Origin of the sequence: Hymenobacter terricola, from assembly GCF_017921975.2 — a bacterium.
GTDB classification, from domain to species: Bacteria; Bacteroidota; Bacteroidia; order Cytophagales; family Hymenobacteraceae; genus Hymenobacter; species Hymenobacter terricola.
Window position 1 is genome coordinate 93,506 of the sequence record NZ_JAGEMO020000026.1, and the last position, 15,658, is coordinate 109,163.

Here is a 15,658-nt window from a genome sequence, read left to right on the forward strand (position 1 = left end):
ATTCAGAATGAATTAATTGCGCAGCGGCTTGCCAGTGGTCAGAATGCTCTGAATCCGCTCCAGGGTCTTGCGTTCGCCGCAGAGACTCAGGAACGCCTCGCGCTCCAGGTCCAGCAGGTACTGCTCGCTCACTTCGGTGGGCGACGACAAATCACCGCCACACATCACATAGGCCAGTTTATCGGCAATAAGCTGGTCGTGGGTCGAGATATAGTTGCCCTGCTGCATGGCATACACGCCGGTTTTGAACATAGCCAGTGCGCCTTTGCCGTGGACTTTCACGTTGGTTTTCTGCATCGGCTGAGTGTAGCCGGCATCGGCCAGGTCGATGGCAGCCGACTTGGCAGCCGCGATAACGCGGTTGCTGTTCAGCACCACTTCGTCGCCCCGGCGCAGGAAGCCCAGGTCGAATGCCTCAGCGGCGGAAGTCGAAACCTTAGCCGTGCTGATGGTCATGTAGGTGTTGCGCAGCAGGTTGAACTCCGGCTCGCCGTCTTCGTACTTGAGAGCGGTGCGCAGGGTCATTTCCTTGGTGCCGCCGCCGCCGGGAATCAGGCCCACGCCAAATTCCACGAGGCCGATGTAGGATTCGGCGGCTGCTACCACGCGGTCGCAGTGCAGGTTCAGCTCGCAGCCGCCGCCCAGCGTGAGGCCGTGCGGGGTGCCCACCACCGGGATGCTGCTGTAGCGCATCCGCATCATGGCCTGCTGGAACTGCTGAATCATCATGTTCAACTCGTCAAAATCCTGGTCCAACGCCTGCATGTACACGAGGCCGAGGTTGGCCCCGGCCGAGAAGTTCGGCGCGTCGTTGCCCACCACGAGGCCGCGGTAGCCGGCTTCGGCCATCTCCACGCCTTTTAACAGGCCCTGGATAACGTCGGTGCCCAGCGAATTCATCTTGGAGTGGAACTCCACGTTCAGGATGCCGTCGCCGAGGTCGATAACCGACGCGCCGGAGTTTTTCCACAGCACTTTGCCGCTGGCGCGCAGGTTGTCGAGAATAATGAAATTCTCCACACCCGGCACGTCATGGTAGCTTTTTGAGGCGATGTCGTAGAACTGGCGCACGCCGGCTTCGGTCACCTTATAAAAGGTGGTGTGGCCGGCAGCCAGCATCTCCTCCACCCACGGGGCGGGAGTGCGGCCGGCAGCTTTCGCCAAATCGAGGCCGGCCTGCACGCCCAGCGCGTCCCAGGTTTCAAACGGCCCCATTTCCCAGCCGAAACCGGCACGCAACGCGTCATCCAGCTTGAACAGCTCGTCCGAGATTTCAGGAATGCGGTTGCTCACGTAGGCGAAGAGGCTGCCGAAGCTGAGGCGGTAGAATTCGCCGGCCTTGTCCTTGCCCGCCACCAGCACCTTGAAGCGGTCAGCCAGCTTCTCGATGGTTTTGGTCATCTCCAGAGTGGCGAACTTCACCTTCTGGCCCGGCTTGTATTCCATCGTATTCAGGTCCAGCGCGTGGATTTCCGACTTGCCGCCTTCGCCCTTCACCTTCTTGTAGAAACCCTGACCGGTTTTGTCACCCAGCCACTTGCTCTCGCCCATTTTCTGCACGAAATCGGGCAGCACGAATACGTCCCTGGCCTCGTCATTCGGCAGCCCTTGGGCCAAACCGTTGGCCACGTTAATGGTCGTATCCAGGCCCACCACGTCGGAAGTGCGCAGCGTGGCCGACTTCGCGTGGCCGATTACCGGGCCGGTCAGCTTGTCGGTTTCTTCCACGGTCAGGCCCAGCTTCTGCATGGTCTGCATGGCATCAAGCAGGGCAAAAACGCCCACGCGGTTGGCGATAAAGCCGGGGGTGTCCTTGGCCAACACCACCGTTTTACCCAGGTACAAATCACCGTAGTGCCGCAGGAAATCCAGCACGTCCGGCTTGGTATCCGGGGTCGGGATGATTTCCAGCAGCTTCAGGTAGCGCGGCGGGTTGAAGAAGTGCGTGCCCGCAAAATGCTGCTTGAAATCCTCCGAGCGGCCCTCGGCCAGCAGGTGAATCGGGATGCCGCTGGTGTTGCTGGTAATCAGCGTGCCCTTCTTGCGGAACTGCTCCACCCGCTCGTAGAGACTCTTTTTGATGTCGAGGCGCTCGATTACCACCTCAATCGTCCAGTCGCAGGTGGCGATGTCCTTCAGGTTGTCGTCGAAGTTGCCGGTTTTGATGCGGCTGGCGTCGGCCTTGCGGTAGAGCGGCGAGGGATTGGCAACGATTGCGGCCTGCAACGCAGCATTCACAATGCGGTTGCGCACGGCCGGGGAGTCAAGCTTGAGGCCCTTCTTCTCTTCGTCGGGCAGCAGCTCTTTGGGCGCAATGTCGAGCAGCAGCACCTGCACGCCGATGTTAGCGAAATGGCAGGCAATACGCGAGCCCATAACGCCGGAGCCGAGCACGGCAACTTTCTTGATGGTTCGATTCATCCTCTTGTGGGGTGATGAGGTGGGTGGTAATGAGTTTCTTAAAGAACGTCATGCTCATCTGGCGTCCGCGCAGCCGAAGCATCTCGCTAGCTTCGTTGCAATGGCATTGAGTACTGCTGCACGCGAGATGCTTCGGCTGCGCGGACGTCAGATGAGCATGACGTTCTATAGCTTAGTTCTTTTTAAGAAGCTGACGATTCCTGCCGCAGTGGTTTCAGCACGAAGTCTTCAAAGAGGGTTTTACCCTCAATCATGGTCGTAATCTGAGCCGAAACCTTGAAGAAAACATCGAGCTGGCTCTGCGGGATTTTCTCGCGCACCTTCAGGTTGAAGTGTCGCACCGTCTGGCGGGAAACTTCTTTTTTCTCTAAGCCCAGCGGGGTCAGAAAAATGCGGACCGAGCGTTTGTCCACCGAATCGCCCTGCTTATAAATCAGGCCCTTTTCCTCCATGCTCCGCAGGATGCGGGTGAGGCTACGAGTTTCCAGCCCCAGCAACGGGGCGATTTTGGTGGCCGGCGTGCCCTTCTCCTGGTCGATATTCAACAGCACAAAGCCAATGCTCGTGGTGATATCATTTTGGGCAGCTTGCGTGTTATACATCCGCGAAATCGCGTGCCAGGCCACTTTAATGTTATAGTCGACGGTTTCTTCAGGTTTCATGGGCGGGCGGTAAGAGCGGTAAACTTACGAATAATTTGTTAGGCTTGCATAACAGTTGAAATTTTCTTTCCGTGGCATTCTATCCCATTGCCAGCACGCAGTACGCAGCAATAAGTCTTATCATCAGCGGCTCAGTTCCTGGTGCCACAAGCCTTTCCACTAAATGCAAAAGCCCCGGCTCTATGCTGAGTCGGGGCTTTTTACAGTACCGGGCTGGTAGCTGAGAGGATGGATTACGTCGTCAGGACCACGCGGCTACGCGTACATGCCTTCAATCAAATCCTTGTTTTTCTCCGTAATAATCTTGCGTTTCACCTTCATGGTGGGCGTCATTTCGCCGCTTTCCACGGTCCAAAGCTCGGGCAGCAACACAATGCGCTTCACCTGCTCCCACTGCGCAAAGCTCTGGTTGTATTTTTTCACCAAAGCTTCGTACATATCCACTACCTTCTGATTTTTAATCAGTTCCTCGTTCGACGCATCGGGCACGCCGTTGCGCTTGCACCAGCCTTTGAGGTCAGAGAAGGACGGAATGACCAACGCGGAAGCGAATTTCTGGTCGGCGCCCACCACCATGGCTTGCTCGATGAGCGGGTCTTCCTTCAGCTTGCCTTCGATGACCTGCGGGGCAATGTATTTGCCACCCGAGGTTTTGAACATCTCCTTCTTGCGGTCGGTGATTTTCAGAAACTTGCCATTTACCAACTCGCCGATGTCGCCGGTGTGAAACCAGCCTTCTTTGTCGAATACCTCGGCGGTGAGTGTCGGCTGGTTGTAGTAGCCCTTCATCACGGAGGCCGATTTGGTCAGAATCTCGCCATCGGCGGCAATTTTCACTTCCATGTTGTCGATGAGCGGGCCCACGGTGCCAATCATGTTGTTTTCCGGTTCGTAGCCGCCCACGGCAATTACGGGCGAAGTTTCGGTCAGGCCGTAGCCCTCCATCACGCGGATGCCAGCCGCCCAGAACACGCGCGCCAGCCGCGGCTGCAAAGCTCCGCCGCCACTCACGATGCAGCGCAGATTGCCGCCCAGGGCCTCACGCCACTTGTTGAAAATGATTTTGTTAGCCAGCGTCAGCTGCGTGTTATAGAAGAAGCCCTGGTCTTTTTGGGTATCGTATTTCAGGCCCAAATCCAAGGCCCAGAAGAACAGGCTTTTCTTAATGCCTTCCTGCTCGTGGCCTTTCGCCACGATTTTATCATACACCTTCTCCAGCAGGCGCGGCACGGTGGTGAAAATCTCGGGCTTCACCTCGCGCAGGTTGTCGGCGATGACGTCCATGCTCTCGGCGTAGTAGATGCTTACGCCGTTCATCATGTACAGGTACGTCACCATCCGCTCAAAAATGTGGCAGAGCGGCAGGAAACTCAAGGCTTTATCATCCTTCGTGACGGGCACGAAGCGCTGCGAGTTGCGGCAGTTGCTCAGGATATTGTCGTGCGTAAGCATCACGCCCTTGGGCTTGCCGGTGGTGCCGCTGGTGTAGATGAGCGTGAGCAAATCGTCGGGCTGCACGGCGGCTTTCAGGGGGTTCAGGTCGGCGGGGTTGCCTTTTTTGCCCAGTTCCAATAGCTCGTCGAAGTGGCGGGCACCGGTGACTTTATCGAAAGTAAAAACGTTCTCAGCGGGAATATCCAAGCCTGCGGTGGCCTCTTTCACCTTTTCAAAAAGCTTGACATCGGCCACGAACACGGCCCGTACGCCGGCGTCGGTGAAGATGTATTTGTAGTCTTCGACGGTGATGCTGGGGTACATCGGCACGCTGGTGGCGCCAATTTGGGAAATACCGAAATCAGCCATCATCCACTCCGGGCGGTTCATGCTGATAATGGCCACTTTATCGCCGTGCTTGAGGCCTAGCGCCACCAGGCCGAGGCTGACGAGGTTTACTTGTTCCTGAAGCTGCTGGCTGCTGATGGGCACCCATTGACCATCAATTTTAGAAGCCAGCGCATCTTTTTTGGGCGAATCAGCAATTTGGTGGGGCAGGATATCGAAGGCGCGACGAACGTCCATGGGTGGGGTTGGAAAAAGCGTATCGGGTGAATTTCAGCTTAAATAAAGAGCTTTTTTTTGGGCCGTGCTACCGTGAGGCGAACTCAACCAGGGCGCAGCTACTACGAGCAAAAACCAAATCAGTAGCAAAAACGGTCAAAAACCCCGCAACACGGCCTTTTCCTGCGTAATTTTGAGCACTTGCCTTTCCGTCTCCAATGAACCTGGCTCTGTTTTTTGACCCGCTGCCGGAATCGCTGACCGCCGCCGTGCCCGCGCCCACCACCCTGGCCGCCTACGCCACCCGCTTCACCGAAACATTTCCCGACTGGCGCAACGCCGACCTCGCCCTCATTGGGCTGGACGAATGGCGCGGCAGCGCCGCCGGCCACCCCAGCCGCCACGGCGCCAACGTGGTGCGCCAGCGCTTTTATCAGCTGCAAAAAGGGACCGGCACGGTGCGGCTGGTCGACCTCGGTAACCTGCGTCCGGGCCTCACGCTGGAGGATACTTACCAGCGCCTGCGCGAAATAATTGGGGCCCTGCTGGAAGAAAACACCGTGCCCCTTCTGCTGGGCGGCAGCCACGACCTCGACTACGGCCAGTTTCTGGCCTACGAAAGCCAGGACCGCGCCATCAGCCTGGCCGTGGTGGACGCCCGGCCCGACATGGCCGAGCCCGGCCCCGGCACTCCGCCCGAAGACAGCCACCTGCGCCGCCTGCTGGTGCACGAGCCCAACTTCGTGTTCAGCCTGGCCCACCTGGGGCACCAGCAGTACCTAGCCCCGCCGGAAGTGCTGGTGGCCCTCGAAAAGCTGCATTTCGAAACCATGAGCGTGGGCGAAATCCGGGCCGACAAGCGCCTGGCCGAGCCGCTGGTGCGCCAGGCCGATTTTATGAGCGTCGACATTGCGGCCCTGCGCTGGCAGGATGCACCGGGGTACTACCCCGCCAACCCGTTTGGTCTCAGCAACGAAGACGCTACGCAGCTTTGCTGGTACGCGGGCCACAATGAGCAGCTTAGCTCTTTTGGGCTGTATGGCTACCGCGCCGACCACGACCCCCACGGCCTGGCCGCCGCCACGCTTTCCACCATGCTCTGGTATTTTGTGGAAGGCTTTTACCACCGCCGCCCCGAAACGGGCTTTGGCACGTTCCGCTTCCTCACCTACACGGTGGTGCTGCCCGGCAACCCCGATAAGCTGGTGTTCTACAAGTCGCGCCGCGCCGAAAAATGGTGGATGGAAGTGGAGCGCCTGGGCGACAATGCCGTGAAGCGCGTGGTGCCGTGCACTTACGAGGACTACATGCACGCCTCGCAGGGCGACTTGCCACAGCGCTGGATTCGGCTGCAGGCGTTGATGAGCTAGGTTTTAATTGTTAGTTGTGAGGTGTTAGCCTTGGTTTTTATTGAACGATAGAATTATGCCCCTGACAACTGACAACGAGCAACCAACCACTAAAACCTATACCAAAAACCAGCTGGCCCTGCGCAATGGGCAGGACCGCGACGAAATCTGGGTGGCGTATCAGGGCCAGATTTACGACGTGAGCCGGTCGCGCCTGTGGCGGCGCGGCAACCACTACGAGCACTGGGCGGGCCAGGATTTGACGGCCGAGCTTGACAAAGATGCGCCGCACACGGCCAACGTATTCGACAATTTTCCCGTCATTGGGGTATTGCTGTAGAACAGGCCTTGGCTTGTTCCCGTCTGAACGAAAACCCATTTTTGGACAAGCCAGCGCTTGTTCTACCCGCCATGATGAGCACCGAATCCCCCTCCGAGTACACCGCCCTCGAAACCCGCTCCACCGCCGACCTGCTGGCCGGCATGAACCAGCTCGACCACACCGTGCCCGACACCGTGGCCAAAGCGCTGCCGCAGATTGAGCGACTGGTGGAAGCTGTGGTGGCCCGGATGGAAGCCGGAGGGCGGCTGTTTTACATCGGGGCGGGCACCAGCGGGCGGCTGGGCGTGGTGGACGCCTCCGAGTGTCCGCCCACGTTTGGTGTGCCCGCGAGCCTGGTAGTCGGCATCATGGCCGGCGGCGATACCGCCATCCGGCAAGCCGTGGAGGGCGCCGAAGACGACGCCGAACAGGCCTGGCTTGACTTGCAGGCCTACGATATCAATGCCAAAGACGTGCTGGTGGGCATCGCTGCCTCGGGGCGCACGCCCTACGTTATCGGCGGGCTGAACAAAGCGCGGGCGGCCGGCCTGGCCACCGGTTGCGTGGTGTGCAACGCCGGCTCGGCTGTGGCGGCGGCGGCCGAGTTTCCGGTGGAAGTGGTGACCGGGCCGGAATTCATTACCGGCAGCACCCGCCTCAAGGCCGGCACCGCGCAGAAGCTGGTGCTCAATATGCTCACCACGGCCACGTTTATCCGCCTGGGCCGCGTGAAAGGCAATAAGATGGTGGACATGCAGCTTTCCAACGAGAAGCTGGTGCACCGCGGCGAAAAGATGCTCATGGACGAGTTGGGCATTGCGGAAGCCGAAGCGGCGGCGCTGCTGAAGCAGCACGGCAGCGTGCGCGCTGCGCTGCACGCCCGTTCGTAGCCGCTGCTCTGGCTTGTGTTTCACGGGCTTATTTTTTCGGGCGAACGATTCGGGCTTTCCGGCGTTTCTAGGAAGGCACCTGTTTCAGCAGGTGCCACTACCTATGCACACCATCGAACCGCACTACAACTGGATTGAGCAATACTCGGCGTCGGAAGACCCGCGCTCTCCCCTTTTCGAAACCGAAAACAGCCTCGACACTTACACCAACACCATCTACGGCTACTATATCCACCCGCAGTGGGACAGCCTGGGGTCGGACACGCTGTTCTTCAAAATCCTTTTTGTTGATTATGAATTGGGCATTGCCGTGCTCGAATTCATCGGCGAGTGGAACGACGCCATCGAGAACGACATCATGGAGCTGAAGCGCAACATCGTGGACATCCTCGTGCACGAAGGCATTCGCAAGTTCATCCTCATCGGCGAAAACGTGTTCAATTTCCACGGTTCCGACGATGATTACTATGAAGAATGGTTTGAGGACGTGGAAGATGGCTGGATTGCAGGCGTGAATTTCCAGGAGCACGTGCAACGTGAGATGCGCCAGTACAACGTCGACAACTACGTGAATTTCGGCGGACAGCTCGACGACTTGCCGTGGCGCACCTACGAGCCCCGCCGCCTGTTTGAAGTGGTGGACGGCCTGCTGAACCGCCGGCTGGGTGCGCCCGAAACCACGCTCTAGCCCAAACGCAAAAAAGCCTCTCCGTTGCCGGAGAGGCTTTTTATTACGCTAAGCAGCTGGAATTACTTCTTAACTTCTTCGGTCGTGGTCGTGGTGGTGGTGCCGGTAGCCGGAGCGTCCATTTTGTCGGCGTTGTCCTTGATGGCTTCGCCTTTGGCATCAGCCGAGTCACGAACCATGTCAGCCTTGTCTTCCATGGCATCAGCTTTGGCTTCGCCAGCTTTCTCTACGTTTTCGCCAACTTGCTCTTGGGCATCTTCTTTCTTGCTGTCGCAAGCGGTGAAGGAGAACGAAGCAGCAGCCAGGGCGAGGAACAATACTTTTTTCATCTTGGGTTGGGTTTAAAAATGTGGGTGAAATTCAGTTGATTGTTGAAGTTATGCCAGTGCAAATCTTCAAATTTGGGGCTTTATACCCCCGCCTGAAAAAGGTAACCCACTACCCCAAAGATTTGTGAAGAATTTATGAGGACCAGCGCTGGCCGTGTTTCCAGCCACTATTTTTTGCGGAAAACGATGCCAATCGGTACGCCGGTGAAGTCAAAATGCTCGCGCATCCGGTTCTCCAGATAGCGCGTGTAGTTGGCTTGCACGTACTGCGGTAGGTTGCAGAAGAAGGCAAACACCGGGTTGTGCGTGGGTAGCTGCGTGGCGTATTTGATGCGAATCATCTTGCCTTTGAGCGCGGGCGGGCCATATTTCTCAATCTCCTTCAGCATCACGTCGTTCAGTTGCGAGGTCGGGATTTTGCGACGCTTGTTGTGGTACACTTCAATGGCCGTTTCGATGGCCTTGTGCACGCGCTGCTTGTTCAGCACCGAAATAAAAATAACGGGAACGTACGCAATGGGCGCAATCTTTTCCATGATTTTCGCCTCGAATTCCTTGGCTGAGTTGGTGTTTTTATCTTCCACCAAGTCCCACTTGTTCACGAGGATGACGATGCCCTTGCGGTTTTTGTCGGCCAGGGTAATGATGTTCACGTCCTGGGCCTCCACGCCCCGGCTGGCGTCGAGCATCACGATGCAGACGTCGCACTCTTCCAGGGCGCGCAGGCTGCGCATGTTGGCGTAGAATTCGATGTCCTCGCTCACTTTGGCCTTGCGGCGCAAGCCGGCCGTATCGACCAGGATAAACTCGTTGCCGAAGGCATTGTAGCGGGCCGAAATCGAGTCGCGGGTAGTACCGGCGATGTCGGTCACGATGCTGCGGTCCTCGCCCAGCAGCAGATTTACGAGGCTGGATTTGCCCACGTTGGGGCGGCCCACCACGGCAATGCGCGGAATGTCCGACTCGGGCTCTTCCACGCCGGGCTCGTCGAAATGGCTCACCACGGCGTCCAGAAGCTCGCCGGTGCCGTGGCCGTTGGCGCTACTGATGGCGTAGATTTCGCCATCGCCCAGGCCCAGCGAGTAGAACTCACCCACACCGTTGGCGCGCAGATTGGTATCGGCCTTGTTGGCCACCATATAGATGGGCTTTTTGCCGATGTAGCGCCGCAGCACGTGCGCAAACTCCTCATCGAGGCCGTGCACGCCGGCTTCGGCATCCACCATGAACAGGATAACGTCGGCCTCTTCGATGGCCAGCTTCACCTGCTTGTTGATTTCGCCCTCGAAAATATCTTCCGAATTATGCACGTAACCGCCCGTGTCAATCACGGTAAAGTTCTTGCCAATCCAGTCGCCGTAGCCGTAGTGGCGGTCGCGGGTTACGCCGCTCTCGTTGTCCATAATGGCCTTGCGCTGGCCCACGAGGCGGTTGAATAGCGTGGATTTGCCCACGTTGGGCCGCCCCACGATGGCGATGGTGTTCTTAATTGACATGTTGTGTTGGCCCCAGCCGCCGACCCGACCTAGATTCGGCAGTGCCCGGGGTGTGTTAGTTATAGATGGTCGGATTTTATATTGGTTGAGAGAACGTCATGTCGAGCGCAGCCGAGACATCTCGCATGCAGCACTAATCAAATCGTTCAACGATGCGAGCGAGATGTCTCGGCTGCGCTCGACATGACGTTCTATACTGCCTAACAATGACTCATTGGTACCCGAACCGGCTCAGCGCTTTGGGGTCGGTGCGCCAGTTCTCATTCACTTTTACGTGCAGCTCCAGAAACACTTTTTTCTGGAAAAACTTCTCCATTTCCTCGCGGGCCCAGGTGCCTACTTTCTTCAGCGCCTCGCCGCCGGCCCCGATGACGATGCCCTTCTGGCTGCTGCGCTCCACGTAGATGACGCCGCGGATGCGGATGATGGTTTCTTCTTCCTTGAACTCCTCGATGACGACTTCGCAGCTGTAGGGAATTTCCTTTTTGTAGAGCTTGAAGATTTTTTCGCGCACCATTTCGGCGGCGAAGAAGCGTTCCGGCTTATCGGTAAGCTCGTCTTTGGGGTAGTACGGCGGGTGAATGGGCAGGCGGTCGAGCACCATGGCCAGCACGCTGTCGGTACCGAAGGCGTTGAGAGCGGAGATGGGCAAAACCTCGGCGGCATTGGGGAGCTGCTCCTTCCAGTAGGCCAGCTTGGCTTCGACTTCGGCCTGGTCGGCCTGGTCGATTTTGTTGACGAGCAGGATAATGGGCGTATCCACCATCTTGCGCAGGCGCTCTACCACGGGTTCTTCGTCGTGCTTCTCGTAGATATCGGTCACGAACAGCACCACGTCGGCGTCTTCGAGCGACGAGTACACGAACGACATCATGGCGTTGTGCAGCTCGTATTTGGGCTGAATGATACCGGGGGTGTCGGAATAAATCAGCTGAAAATCATCACCGTTGAGGATGCCCAGGATGCGGTGACGCGTGGTCTGGGCCTTGCTGGTGACGATGCTGAGCCGCTCGCCCACCAGCGCGTTCATGAGCGTGGACTTGCCCACATTGGGCTTGCCAATGATGCTCACGAAGCCGGCACGGTGGGGTTTAGTTTCGGGGTTCACGATGGATGGGTTTGATAATCAGGGCCGCAAAGGTACGGCTTTTGGCGGGCAAAAGCTACGGTAGCGCTAAACTAGCCCCGCAGAACGTCATGCAGCGCGCAGCGAAGCATCTCGCCTGTGGTAGTAACTCAATCGTAGAAAAAAGGATTAGCGGTGGCGCGCCAGATGCTTCGCTGCGCGCTGCATGACGAGCTACTTGGCAGTTCTAACGGCGCAGAATTTCGCTTTTGGTCAATTTGATTTGCGGAAAGCGTCAGCAAGGCGGCTGGGGCAGGGCCGGACCTTTGTCCGGTTCTAAAACAAGACTCTTCCTCCTCCCCAACCCGCAAATCACATGTTTCTCGGACATTTCGGCGTCGGCTTCGGCGCCAAGTCACTTCAGCCCCGCGTGTCGCTGGGCACCTTATTCCTGGCCGCGCAGCTCGCCGATTTGGTGTGGCCCACCCTGCTGTTGCTGGGCGTGGAGCGCGTGAATATCGTGCCCCACGCCACGGCAGCCAACGCGCTGGACTTTGTGCATTACCCCTTCACCCACAGCCTGCTGGCCGAGCTGGTGGGCGGCCTGCTGCTGGGCTTAGTTTATTGGCTGGTGCGACGCAATGCGCAGGGGGCGCTGCTGGTGGGCCTGCTGGTGCCCAGCCACTGGCTGCTCGATTTGGTGGTGCATCAGCCCGATTTACCGTTGTATCCCGGCCCTTCGCCCCTGCTGGGTTTTGGGCTCTGGAATCATCTGGCGATTACGCAGGTAGTGGAATTTGCCCTGCTGGGCTGGGGGCTGTGGCTGTATGTGCGGCGCACCCGGGCCCGCAACGGCGTGGGGCGCTACGGCTTGCTGGGGCTGCTGGCGTTCCTGGTAGTGTCACACCTAGCCAGCATCTTCAGCCCGCCGCCTGCTTCGGTGGCGCTCATTGGCTGGGGTGGGCAGCTGCTGTGGCTGACGGTGCTGCTGGCCTATTGGGTAGACCGCAACCGGGAGGTTATCGGCGAAAGGCACCCGGCGTCTGCCCCGTCCATTTCTTGAAGGAGCGCACGAATACGCTGGGCTCGGAGTAACCCAGCAGAAACGCCACATCGGTGATGCTGAGGTGGGGCTCGCGCAGGTGGCTTTGGGCGAGGTCGCGGCGCACGTTATCAAGGAGCTGCTGGTAGGTGTGGCCGGCTTCTTTGAGCTGGAGCTGGAGCGTGCGCACGCCCAGACACAGCTGGTCGGCTACGGCGGCCAGCGTGGGCGCTTCGCCCTTGAGCAGGCGCACGATTTCGCTGCGCACCCGCTCTACCAAGATTGGCGGCTGGCTAGTGGGTAGTTGGGCCAGCAACGCCGCCGCGTGCTGCTCGAACAGCGGAAACAGCGCCGGATTGGCGTGCAGCACCTCCCGCGCCAGGGTGGCCGCATCGAAAGCAATAGCCGTCACGGGCGCGTCGAATTCCAGCTTGGCCGTGCCGAAGGCTTGCTCATGTTCCCGCGTATCGGCCGGGCGCGGGTAGGCCAGGCGCACGGCCAGCGGAGTCACGGGCTGGCCGGTGAGCGTGCCGAAGGCCGCCAGGTAAATCGACAGCTCCGAGTTCAGCACGTAGCGCGGGTGCACGATGGCGGGGCTGGTCAGTTCCAGGTTCAGCCAGCTGCTGCCGGGCCACTCAGCGGCGGGCGTTTGAAACGTGCGCACGCCCTGGCAGGCGATGTCCTGGTAGCGGCACAGCTGGACGACGGCCGCGCCGAGCGTGGGCGCGTGCAGCAGCACGTAGGCCAGCGTGCCGGCGGCGGTGAAGTTGATGTAGCCGCCGAGATGGAGGTCGAAGTTTGGGTCGTGAGTGGCGTCGATGAGCAATGGCCACAGGCGCTGGATGGTGGCGATGGGCACGCGGGCATCGGGATTGCCAGCGGTGGCAGCGGGGTCAAAATCGATGGCGCGGCACAGGGCGGGCACGTCGGCGCCGTGTTGGCCGGCCACCCACAACAACAGGTTGAGCGAAGAAGCGGCGAGGGTGTCGGGCGGCGTCATGAGATAGAAGCGTGAAATCAGGCCGCAAGTTCGGGCGGTGCGTCGAACCATGCCAGCGAACGGCTGTTAGCTTGGCGAACGGCACCAGAAGCTCGCCGAATCCCCGCTACAGTCCGCGTGTTGCTCCCGAACTTTGTCCCAATGAATTCTCCCGTTTTTCCCAACGCCCGCATCGGCGTGTTGCTCGTCAACCTCGGCACGCCCGACTCGCCCAACACGCCCGACGTGCGGCGCTACCTCAACGAATTCCTCACCGATGGCCGCGTGATTGACATGCCCGCTGCCGTGCGCTACCCGCTGTTTCAGGGCCTGGTGGTGCCGCTGCGGGCCCCGAAATCGGCCAAAATCTACCAGCAGCTCTGGACCGAGCGCGGCTCGCCCCTGCTTTTTCACGGCCTCGATTTGCAGAAAAAAGTTCAGGCTGAGCTGGGACCGGAATATGTGGTGGCATTCGGGATGCGCTACCAGAAACCCAGCATCGCCAAAGCGCTGGACGAGCTGCGCGAGGCCGCCGTGGACCGCATCATCGTGCTGCCGCTGTTCCCGCAGTACGCCTCAGCCAGCACGGGTTCGGTACAGGAGAAGGTGATGGACATCGTGAAAGACTGGTGGATTGTGCCCAGCATCAGCTTTATCAGCGCCTTTAGTTCCGACCCGGGCTTTATTGCCACCATCGTGGCGCTGGGCCAGCGGGAGCAGGCCAAGCGGAATTACGACCATATCGTGTTCAGCTACCACGGCATTCCGGAGCGGCACATTACGAAGGGCAGCTTCCACAACTACTGCAAATTCGGGAGCTGCTGCGACACGCTGAACGAGAACAACCGCTACTGCTACCGGGCCCAGTGCTTCGAAACCTCGCGCCTGGTGGCAGTCGGCATGGGGCTGAAGCCAGACCAGTACACGGTGGCCTTCCAGAGCCGCCTGCAAAGCCGCCTGCGCGACCCCTGGCTGCAGCCGTACACTGATGAGGTGCTGAAAGAATTTCCTGCCAAAGGCATTAAAAACGTGCTGGCGTTCAGCCCCGCTTTCGTGGCCGACTGCCTGGAAACGACCATCGAAGTTGGCGAGGAATTCAAGGAGCTGTTTGAAAAATCCGGCGGCGACCATTGGCAGCTGGTGCCCTCGCTCAACTCGGAGCCGCAGTGGGTGGATGCGGTGGCGGCCATGATTCGGCGGAACTGATTTTCGGCAATTATCCTGAGCGAGAACAGCTGCGAGCTACTGCGTCAGGAAGCTTTGCGGCGATGGTAGAAACTATCGGCGTCGAAAGAATCCTGCTCGTAAAACCGGGGGTTGGGTGTGGCGGGCTCTTTGCCAAGGGCGCGCAGCATGGCTTCTTCGTACTCGCGGCTAATCTGGATTTCGACGTAGGGCGGGTATGTGAGCACCGATTCGGAATTGAGCGCGGGTACGAACACGTTGTCGTCGTCCGCATCAAGAGCGGCTGCGCCAATGGGCAACAGGATGTGATTTTCGTACTCGTTGATGTTAAAACGGGAGTCCAGCTCCACATCGAGGTAGCGCACTTTCAGGCTTTCGGGCTCCACAATCAGCTCGTGAACGGTGCCCAGGGCCCGGCCGTCGCTGCCGCGCACAGTCCAGCCGCGCACGTCCGGATTGTTGTCGGCTACTTCAAAATCGGTCAAATCGCGCAAGCGGCGCAACACGGGAGTTTCCATAATTCACGGCAAGAATAAAGATTAATGAGCCGGCTCGCTCAGCACGCGCACGGCGGCGGCGGCCTGGGTCAGGAACTGTTTGTTTTGCTGCTGTTCGGCGGCCGTGGCGCTACGGCCCGACAACTGGCCGGCCAGGCGCACCAGGTCATTGGCCTCGCTTTCCAGCGCGGGATACGCCTTTTGCTGCATGACCCGGATGAGGCCGGCCGCCGCCACAAAACCAGGCCGCAGACTGGCATCGGGCTCGCCGAGGCGGGCGGTGGCACTGGTCAGGTTGTCGCGCTGCTCGGTGGTGGTGGGGTCGCGCAGGTCGTCCCGGTCGGTAAGGGCCACCAGGATGCCGCTTAGCTTTTGCAGGCCGTTCAGGGCATAGTTTGGGGCAGCGGGGTTGGTGGCGGCCTGGGCCGCCAGGGTAGCGGGGCTGTAGTCTTCCGTCGCGTCGGCGGGGGCCACGGAGTCGGCCACGCCTGCGGCGGCATCGGCGGGTGGCGGGGTAGCGCGGGCTTGCTCAGCGGCACTATTGGGAGCCAGCGTATCGGTAGGGGCTGCCTCCACGCTGGTAGTATCAGCGGGCATGGGCTCGTCAGCAGGGTCGGGCCGGAGGAAGAAATATGCCACCACGGCCAGCACCGCCGCCGCCAGCAGCACCAGCAGCCACGGGCTTGGTGCCGATTTTTTGCGTTGAATATTGATATCAGCCATGCAGAAATGGA

At 59.3% G+C, this 15,658-nt stretch carries 15 protein-coding genes; 6 read left to right on the plus strand and 9 right to left on the minus strand.

Annotation, left to right across the window (positions count from 1 at the left end; all coding sequences use genetic code 11):
• Positions 1-12: 12 nt before the first annotated feature.
• The 3 genes from J4G38_RS17400 to J4G38_RS17410 form a co-directional block, all read right to left on the minus strand.
• A complete protein-coding gene (locus J4G38_RS17400; protein ID WP_210519181.1) occupies positions 13-2,421 on the minus strand; it encodes a 3-hydroxyacyl-CoA dehydrogenase/enoyl-CoA hydratase family protein in 2,409 nt (802 codons plus the stop codon).
• A gap of 182 nt (positions 2,422-2,603) precedes the next feature.
• Complete coding sequence (locus J4G38_RS17405) at positions 2,604-3,083, minus strand: MarR family winged helix-turn-helix transcriptional regulator (RefSeq protein ID WP_210519183.1); 480 nt, start codon at positions 3,081-3,083, stop codon at positions 2,604-2,606.
• A 255-nt stretch (positions 3,084-3,338) separates the two neighbouring features.
• On the minus strand, positions 3,339-5,102 hold the full coding sequence (locus J4G38_RS17410) for an AMP-dependent synthetase/ligase (RefSeq protein ID WP_210519184.1): 1,764 nt from the start codon (positions 5,100-5,102) through the stop codon (positions 3,339-3,341).
• A gap of 197 nt (positions 5,103-5,299) precedes the next feature.
• On the opposite strand from J4G38_RS17410, the gene J4G38_RS17415 reads away from it, so the two are divergent.
• The 4 genes from J4G38_RS17415 to J4G38_RS17430 all read left to right on the plus strand — a co-directional run bounded on the left by J4G38_RS17415 (position 5,300) and on the right by J4G38_RS17430 (position 8,330).
• On the plus strand, positions 5,300-6,451 hold the full coding sequence (locus tag J4G38_RS17415; RefSeq protein WP_210519186.1) for a formimidoylglutamase: 1,152 nt from the start codon (positions 5,300-5,302) through the stop codon (positions 6,449-6,451).
• Positions 6,452-6,506: 55 nt separating this feature from the next.
• Complete coding sequence (locus tag J4G38_RS17420; protein WP_210519187.1) at positions 6,507-6,770, plus strand: cytochrome b5 domain-containing protein; 264 nt, start codon at positions 6,507-6,509, stop codon at positions 6,768-6,770.
• A gap of 74 nt (positions 6,771-6,844) precedes the next feature.
• Positions 6,845-7,642, plus strand: a complete 798-nt coding sequence (gene murQ, locus J4G38_RS17425) for an N-acetylmuramic acid 6-phosphate etherase (protein WP_394371048.1) — start codon at positions 6,845-6,847, stop codon at positions 7,640-7,642.
• 103 nt (positions 7,643-7,745) lie between these two features.
• Positions 7,746-8,330: a hypothetical protein gene (locus tag J4G38_RS17430; protein WP_210519190.1), complete on the plus strand. Its 585-nt coding sequence runs from the start codon at positions 7,746-7,748 to the stop codon at positions 8,328-8,330.
• 62 nt (positions 8,331-8,392) lie between these two features.
• Here J4G38_RS17430 and J4G38_RS17435 read toward each other — a convergent pair whose 3' ends face one another.
• From J4G38_RS17435 to era, 3 genes are all read right to left on the minus strand, one after another.
• On the minus strand, positions 8,393-8,659 hold the full coding sequence (locus J4G38_RS17435; protein WP_210519192.1) for a hypothetical protein: 267 nt from the start codon (positions 8,657-8,659) through the stop codon (positions 8,393-8,395).
• A gap of 167 nt (positions 8,660-8,826) precedes the next feature.
• Complete coding sequence (gene der / locus J4G38_RS17440) at positions 8,827-10,149, minus strand: ribosome biogenesis GTPase Der (RefSeq protein ID WP_394371049.1); 1,323 nt, start codon at positions 10,147-10,149, stop codon at positions 8,827-8,829.
• 217 nt (positions 10,150-10,366) lie between these two features.
• The gene (gene era / locus J4G38_RS17445) at positions 10,367-11,263 is read right to left on the minus strand and encodes a GTPase Era (protein ID WP_210519195.1); all 897 of its coding nucleotides are present in this window, start codon (positions 11,261-11,263) and stop codon (positions 10,367-10,369) included.
• A 334-nt stretch (positions 11,264-11,597) separates the two neighbouring features.
• Here era and J4G38_RS17450 point away from each other — a divergent pair, with 334 nt between their 5' ends.
• Positions 11,598-12,284, plus strand: a complete 687-nt coding sequence (locus J4G38_RS17450) for a hypothetical protein (RefSeq protein ID WP_210519196.1) — start codon at positions 11,598-11,600, stop codon at positions 12,282-12,284.
• Here the strand turns inward: J4G38_RS17450 and J4G38_RS17455 are convergent.
• The gene (locus tag J4G38_RS17455; RefSeq protein WP_210519198.1) at positions 12,241-13,263 is read right to left on the minus strand and encodes an AraC family transcriptional regulator; all 1,023 of its coding nucleotides are present in this window, start codon (positions 13,261-13,263) and stop codon (positions 12,241-12,243) included. The genes J4G38_RS17450 and J4G38_RS17455 overlap by 44 nt on opposite strands.
• 141 nt (positions 13,264-13,404) lie before the next feature.
• On the opposite strand from J4G38_RS17455, the gene hemH reads away from it, so the two are divergent.
• The gene (gene hemH / locus J4G38_RS17460) at positions 13,405-14,448 is read left to right on the plus strand and encodes a ferrochelatase (RefSeq protein ID WP_210519199.1); all 1,044 of its coding nucleotides are present in this window, start codon (positions 13,405-13,407) and stop codon (positions 14,446-14,448) included.
• A gap of 44 nt (positions 14,449-14,492) precedes the next feature.
• Here hemH and J4G38_RS17465 read toward each other — a convergent pair whose 3' ends face one another.
• A complete protein-coding gene (locus J4G38_RS17465) occupies positions 14,493-14,945 on the minus strand; it encodes a PRC-barrel domain-containing protein (RefSeq protein ID WP_210519200.1) in 453 nt (150 codons plus the stop codon).
• A 21-nt stretch (positions 14,946-14,966) separates the two neighbouring features.
• A complete protein-coding gene (locus J4G38_RS17470) occupies positions 14,967-15,647 on the minus strand; it encodes a hypothetical protein (protein ID WP_210519201.1) in 681 nt (226 codons plus the stop codon).
• Positions 15,648-15,658 lie beyond the last annotated feature (11 nt).

Excerpts from the sequence above, each read along its gene's own strand:
- J4G38_RS17435 (WP_210519192.1), bottom strand. The coding sequence starts at position 8,659 with ATGAAAAAAGTATTGTTCCTCGCCCTGGCTGCTGCTTCGTTCTCCTTC.
- J4G38_RS17430 (WP_210519190.1), top strand. The coding sequence starts at position 7,746 with ATGCACACCATCGAACCGCACTACAACTGGATTGAGCAATACTCGGCG.
- J4G38_RS17405 (WP_210519183.1), bottom strand. The coding sequence starts at position 3,083 with ATGAAACCTGAAGAAACCGTCGACTATAACATTAAAGTGGCCTGGCAC.
- J4G38_RS17455 (WP_210519198.1), bottom strand. The coding sequence starts at position 13,263 with ATGACGCCGCCCGACACCCTCGCCGCTTCTTCGCTCAACCTGTTGTTG.
- J4G38_RS17420 (WP_210519187.1), top strand. The coding sequence starts at position 6,507 with ATGCCCCTGACAACTGACAACGAGCAACCAACCACTAAAACCTATACC.
- J4G38_RS17410 (WP_210519184.1), bottom strand. The coding sequence starts at position 5,102 with ATGGACGTTCGTCGCGCCTTCGATATCCTGCCCCACCAAATTGCTGAT.
- J4G38_RS17450 (WP_210519196.1), top strand. The coding sequence starts at position 11,598 with ATGTTTCTCGGACATTTCGGCGTCGGCTTCGGCGCCAAGTCACTTCAG.
- J4G38_RS17465 (WP_210519200.1), bottom strand. The coding sequence starts at position 14,945 with ATGGAAACTCCCGTGTTGCGCCGCTTGCGCGATTTGACCGATTTTGAA.
- J4G38_RS17470 (WP_210519201.1), bottom strand. The coding sequence starts at position 15,647 with ATGGCTGATATCAATATTCAACGCAAAAAATCGGCACCAAGCCCGTGG.
- J4G38_RS17415 (WP_210519186.1), top strand. The coding sequence starts at position 5,300 with ATGAACCTGGCTCTGTTTTTTGACCCGCTGCCGGAATCGCTGACCGCC.
- J4G38_RS17400 (WP_210519181.1), bottom strand. The coding sequence starts at position 2,421 with ATGAATCGAACCATCAAGAAAGTTGCCGTGCTCGGCTCCGGCGTTATG.
- hemH (WP_210519199.1), top strand. The coding sequence starts at position 13,405 with ATGAATTCTCCCGTTTTTCCCAACGCCCGCATCGGCGTGTTGCTCGTC.
- murQ (WP_394371048.1), top strand. The coding sequence starts at position 6,845 with ATGAGCACCGAATCCCCCTCCGAGTACACCGCCCTCGAAACCCGCTCC.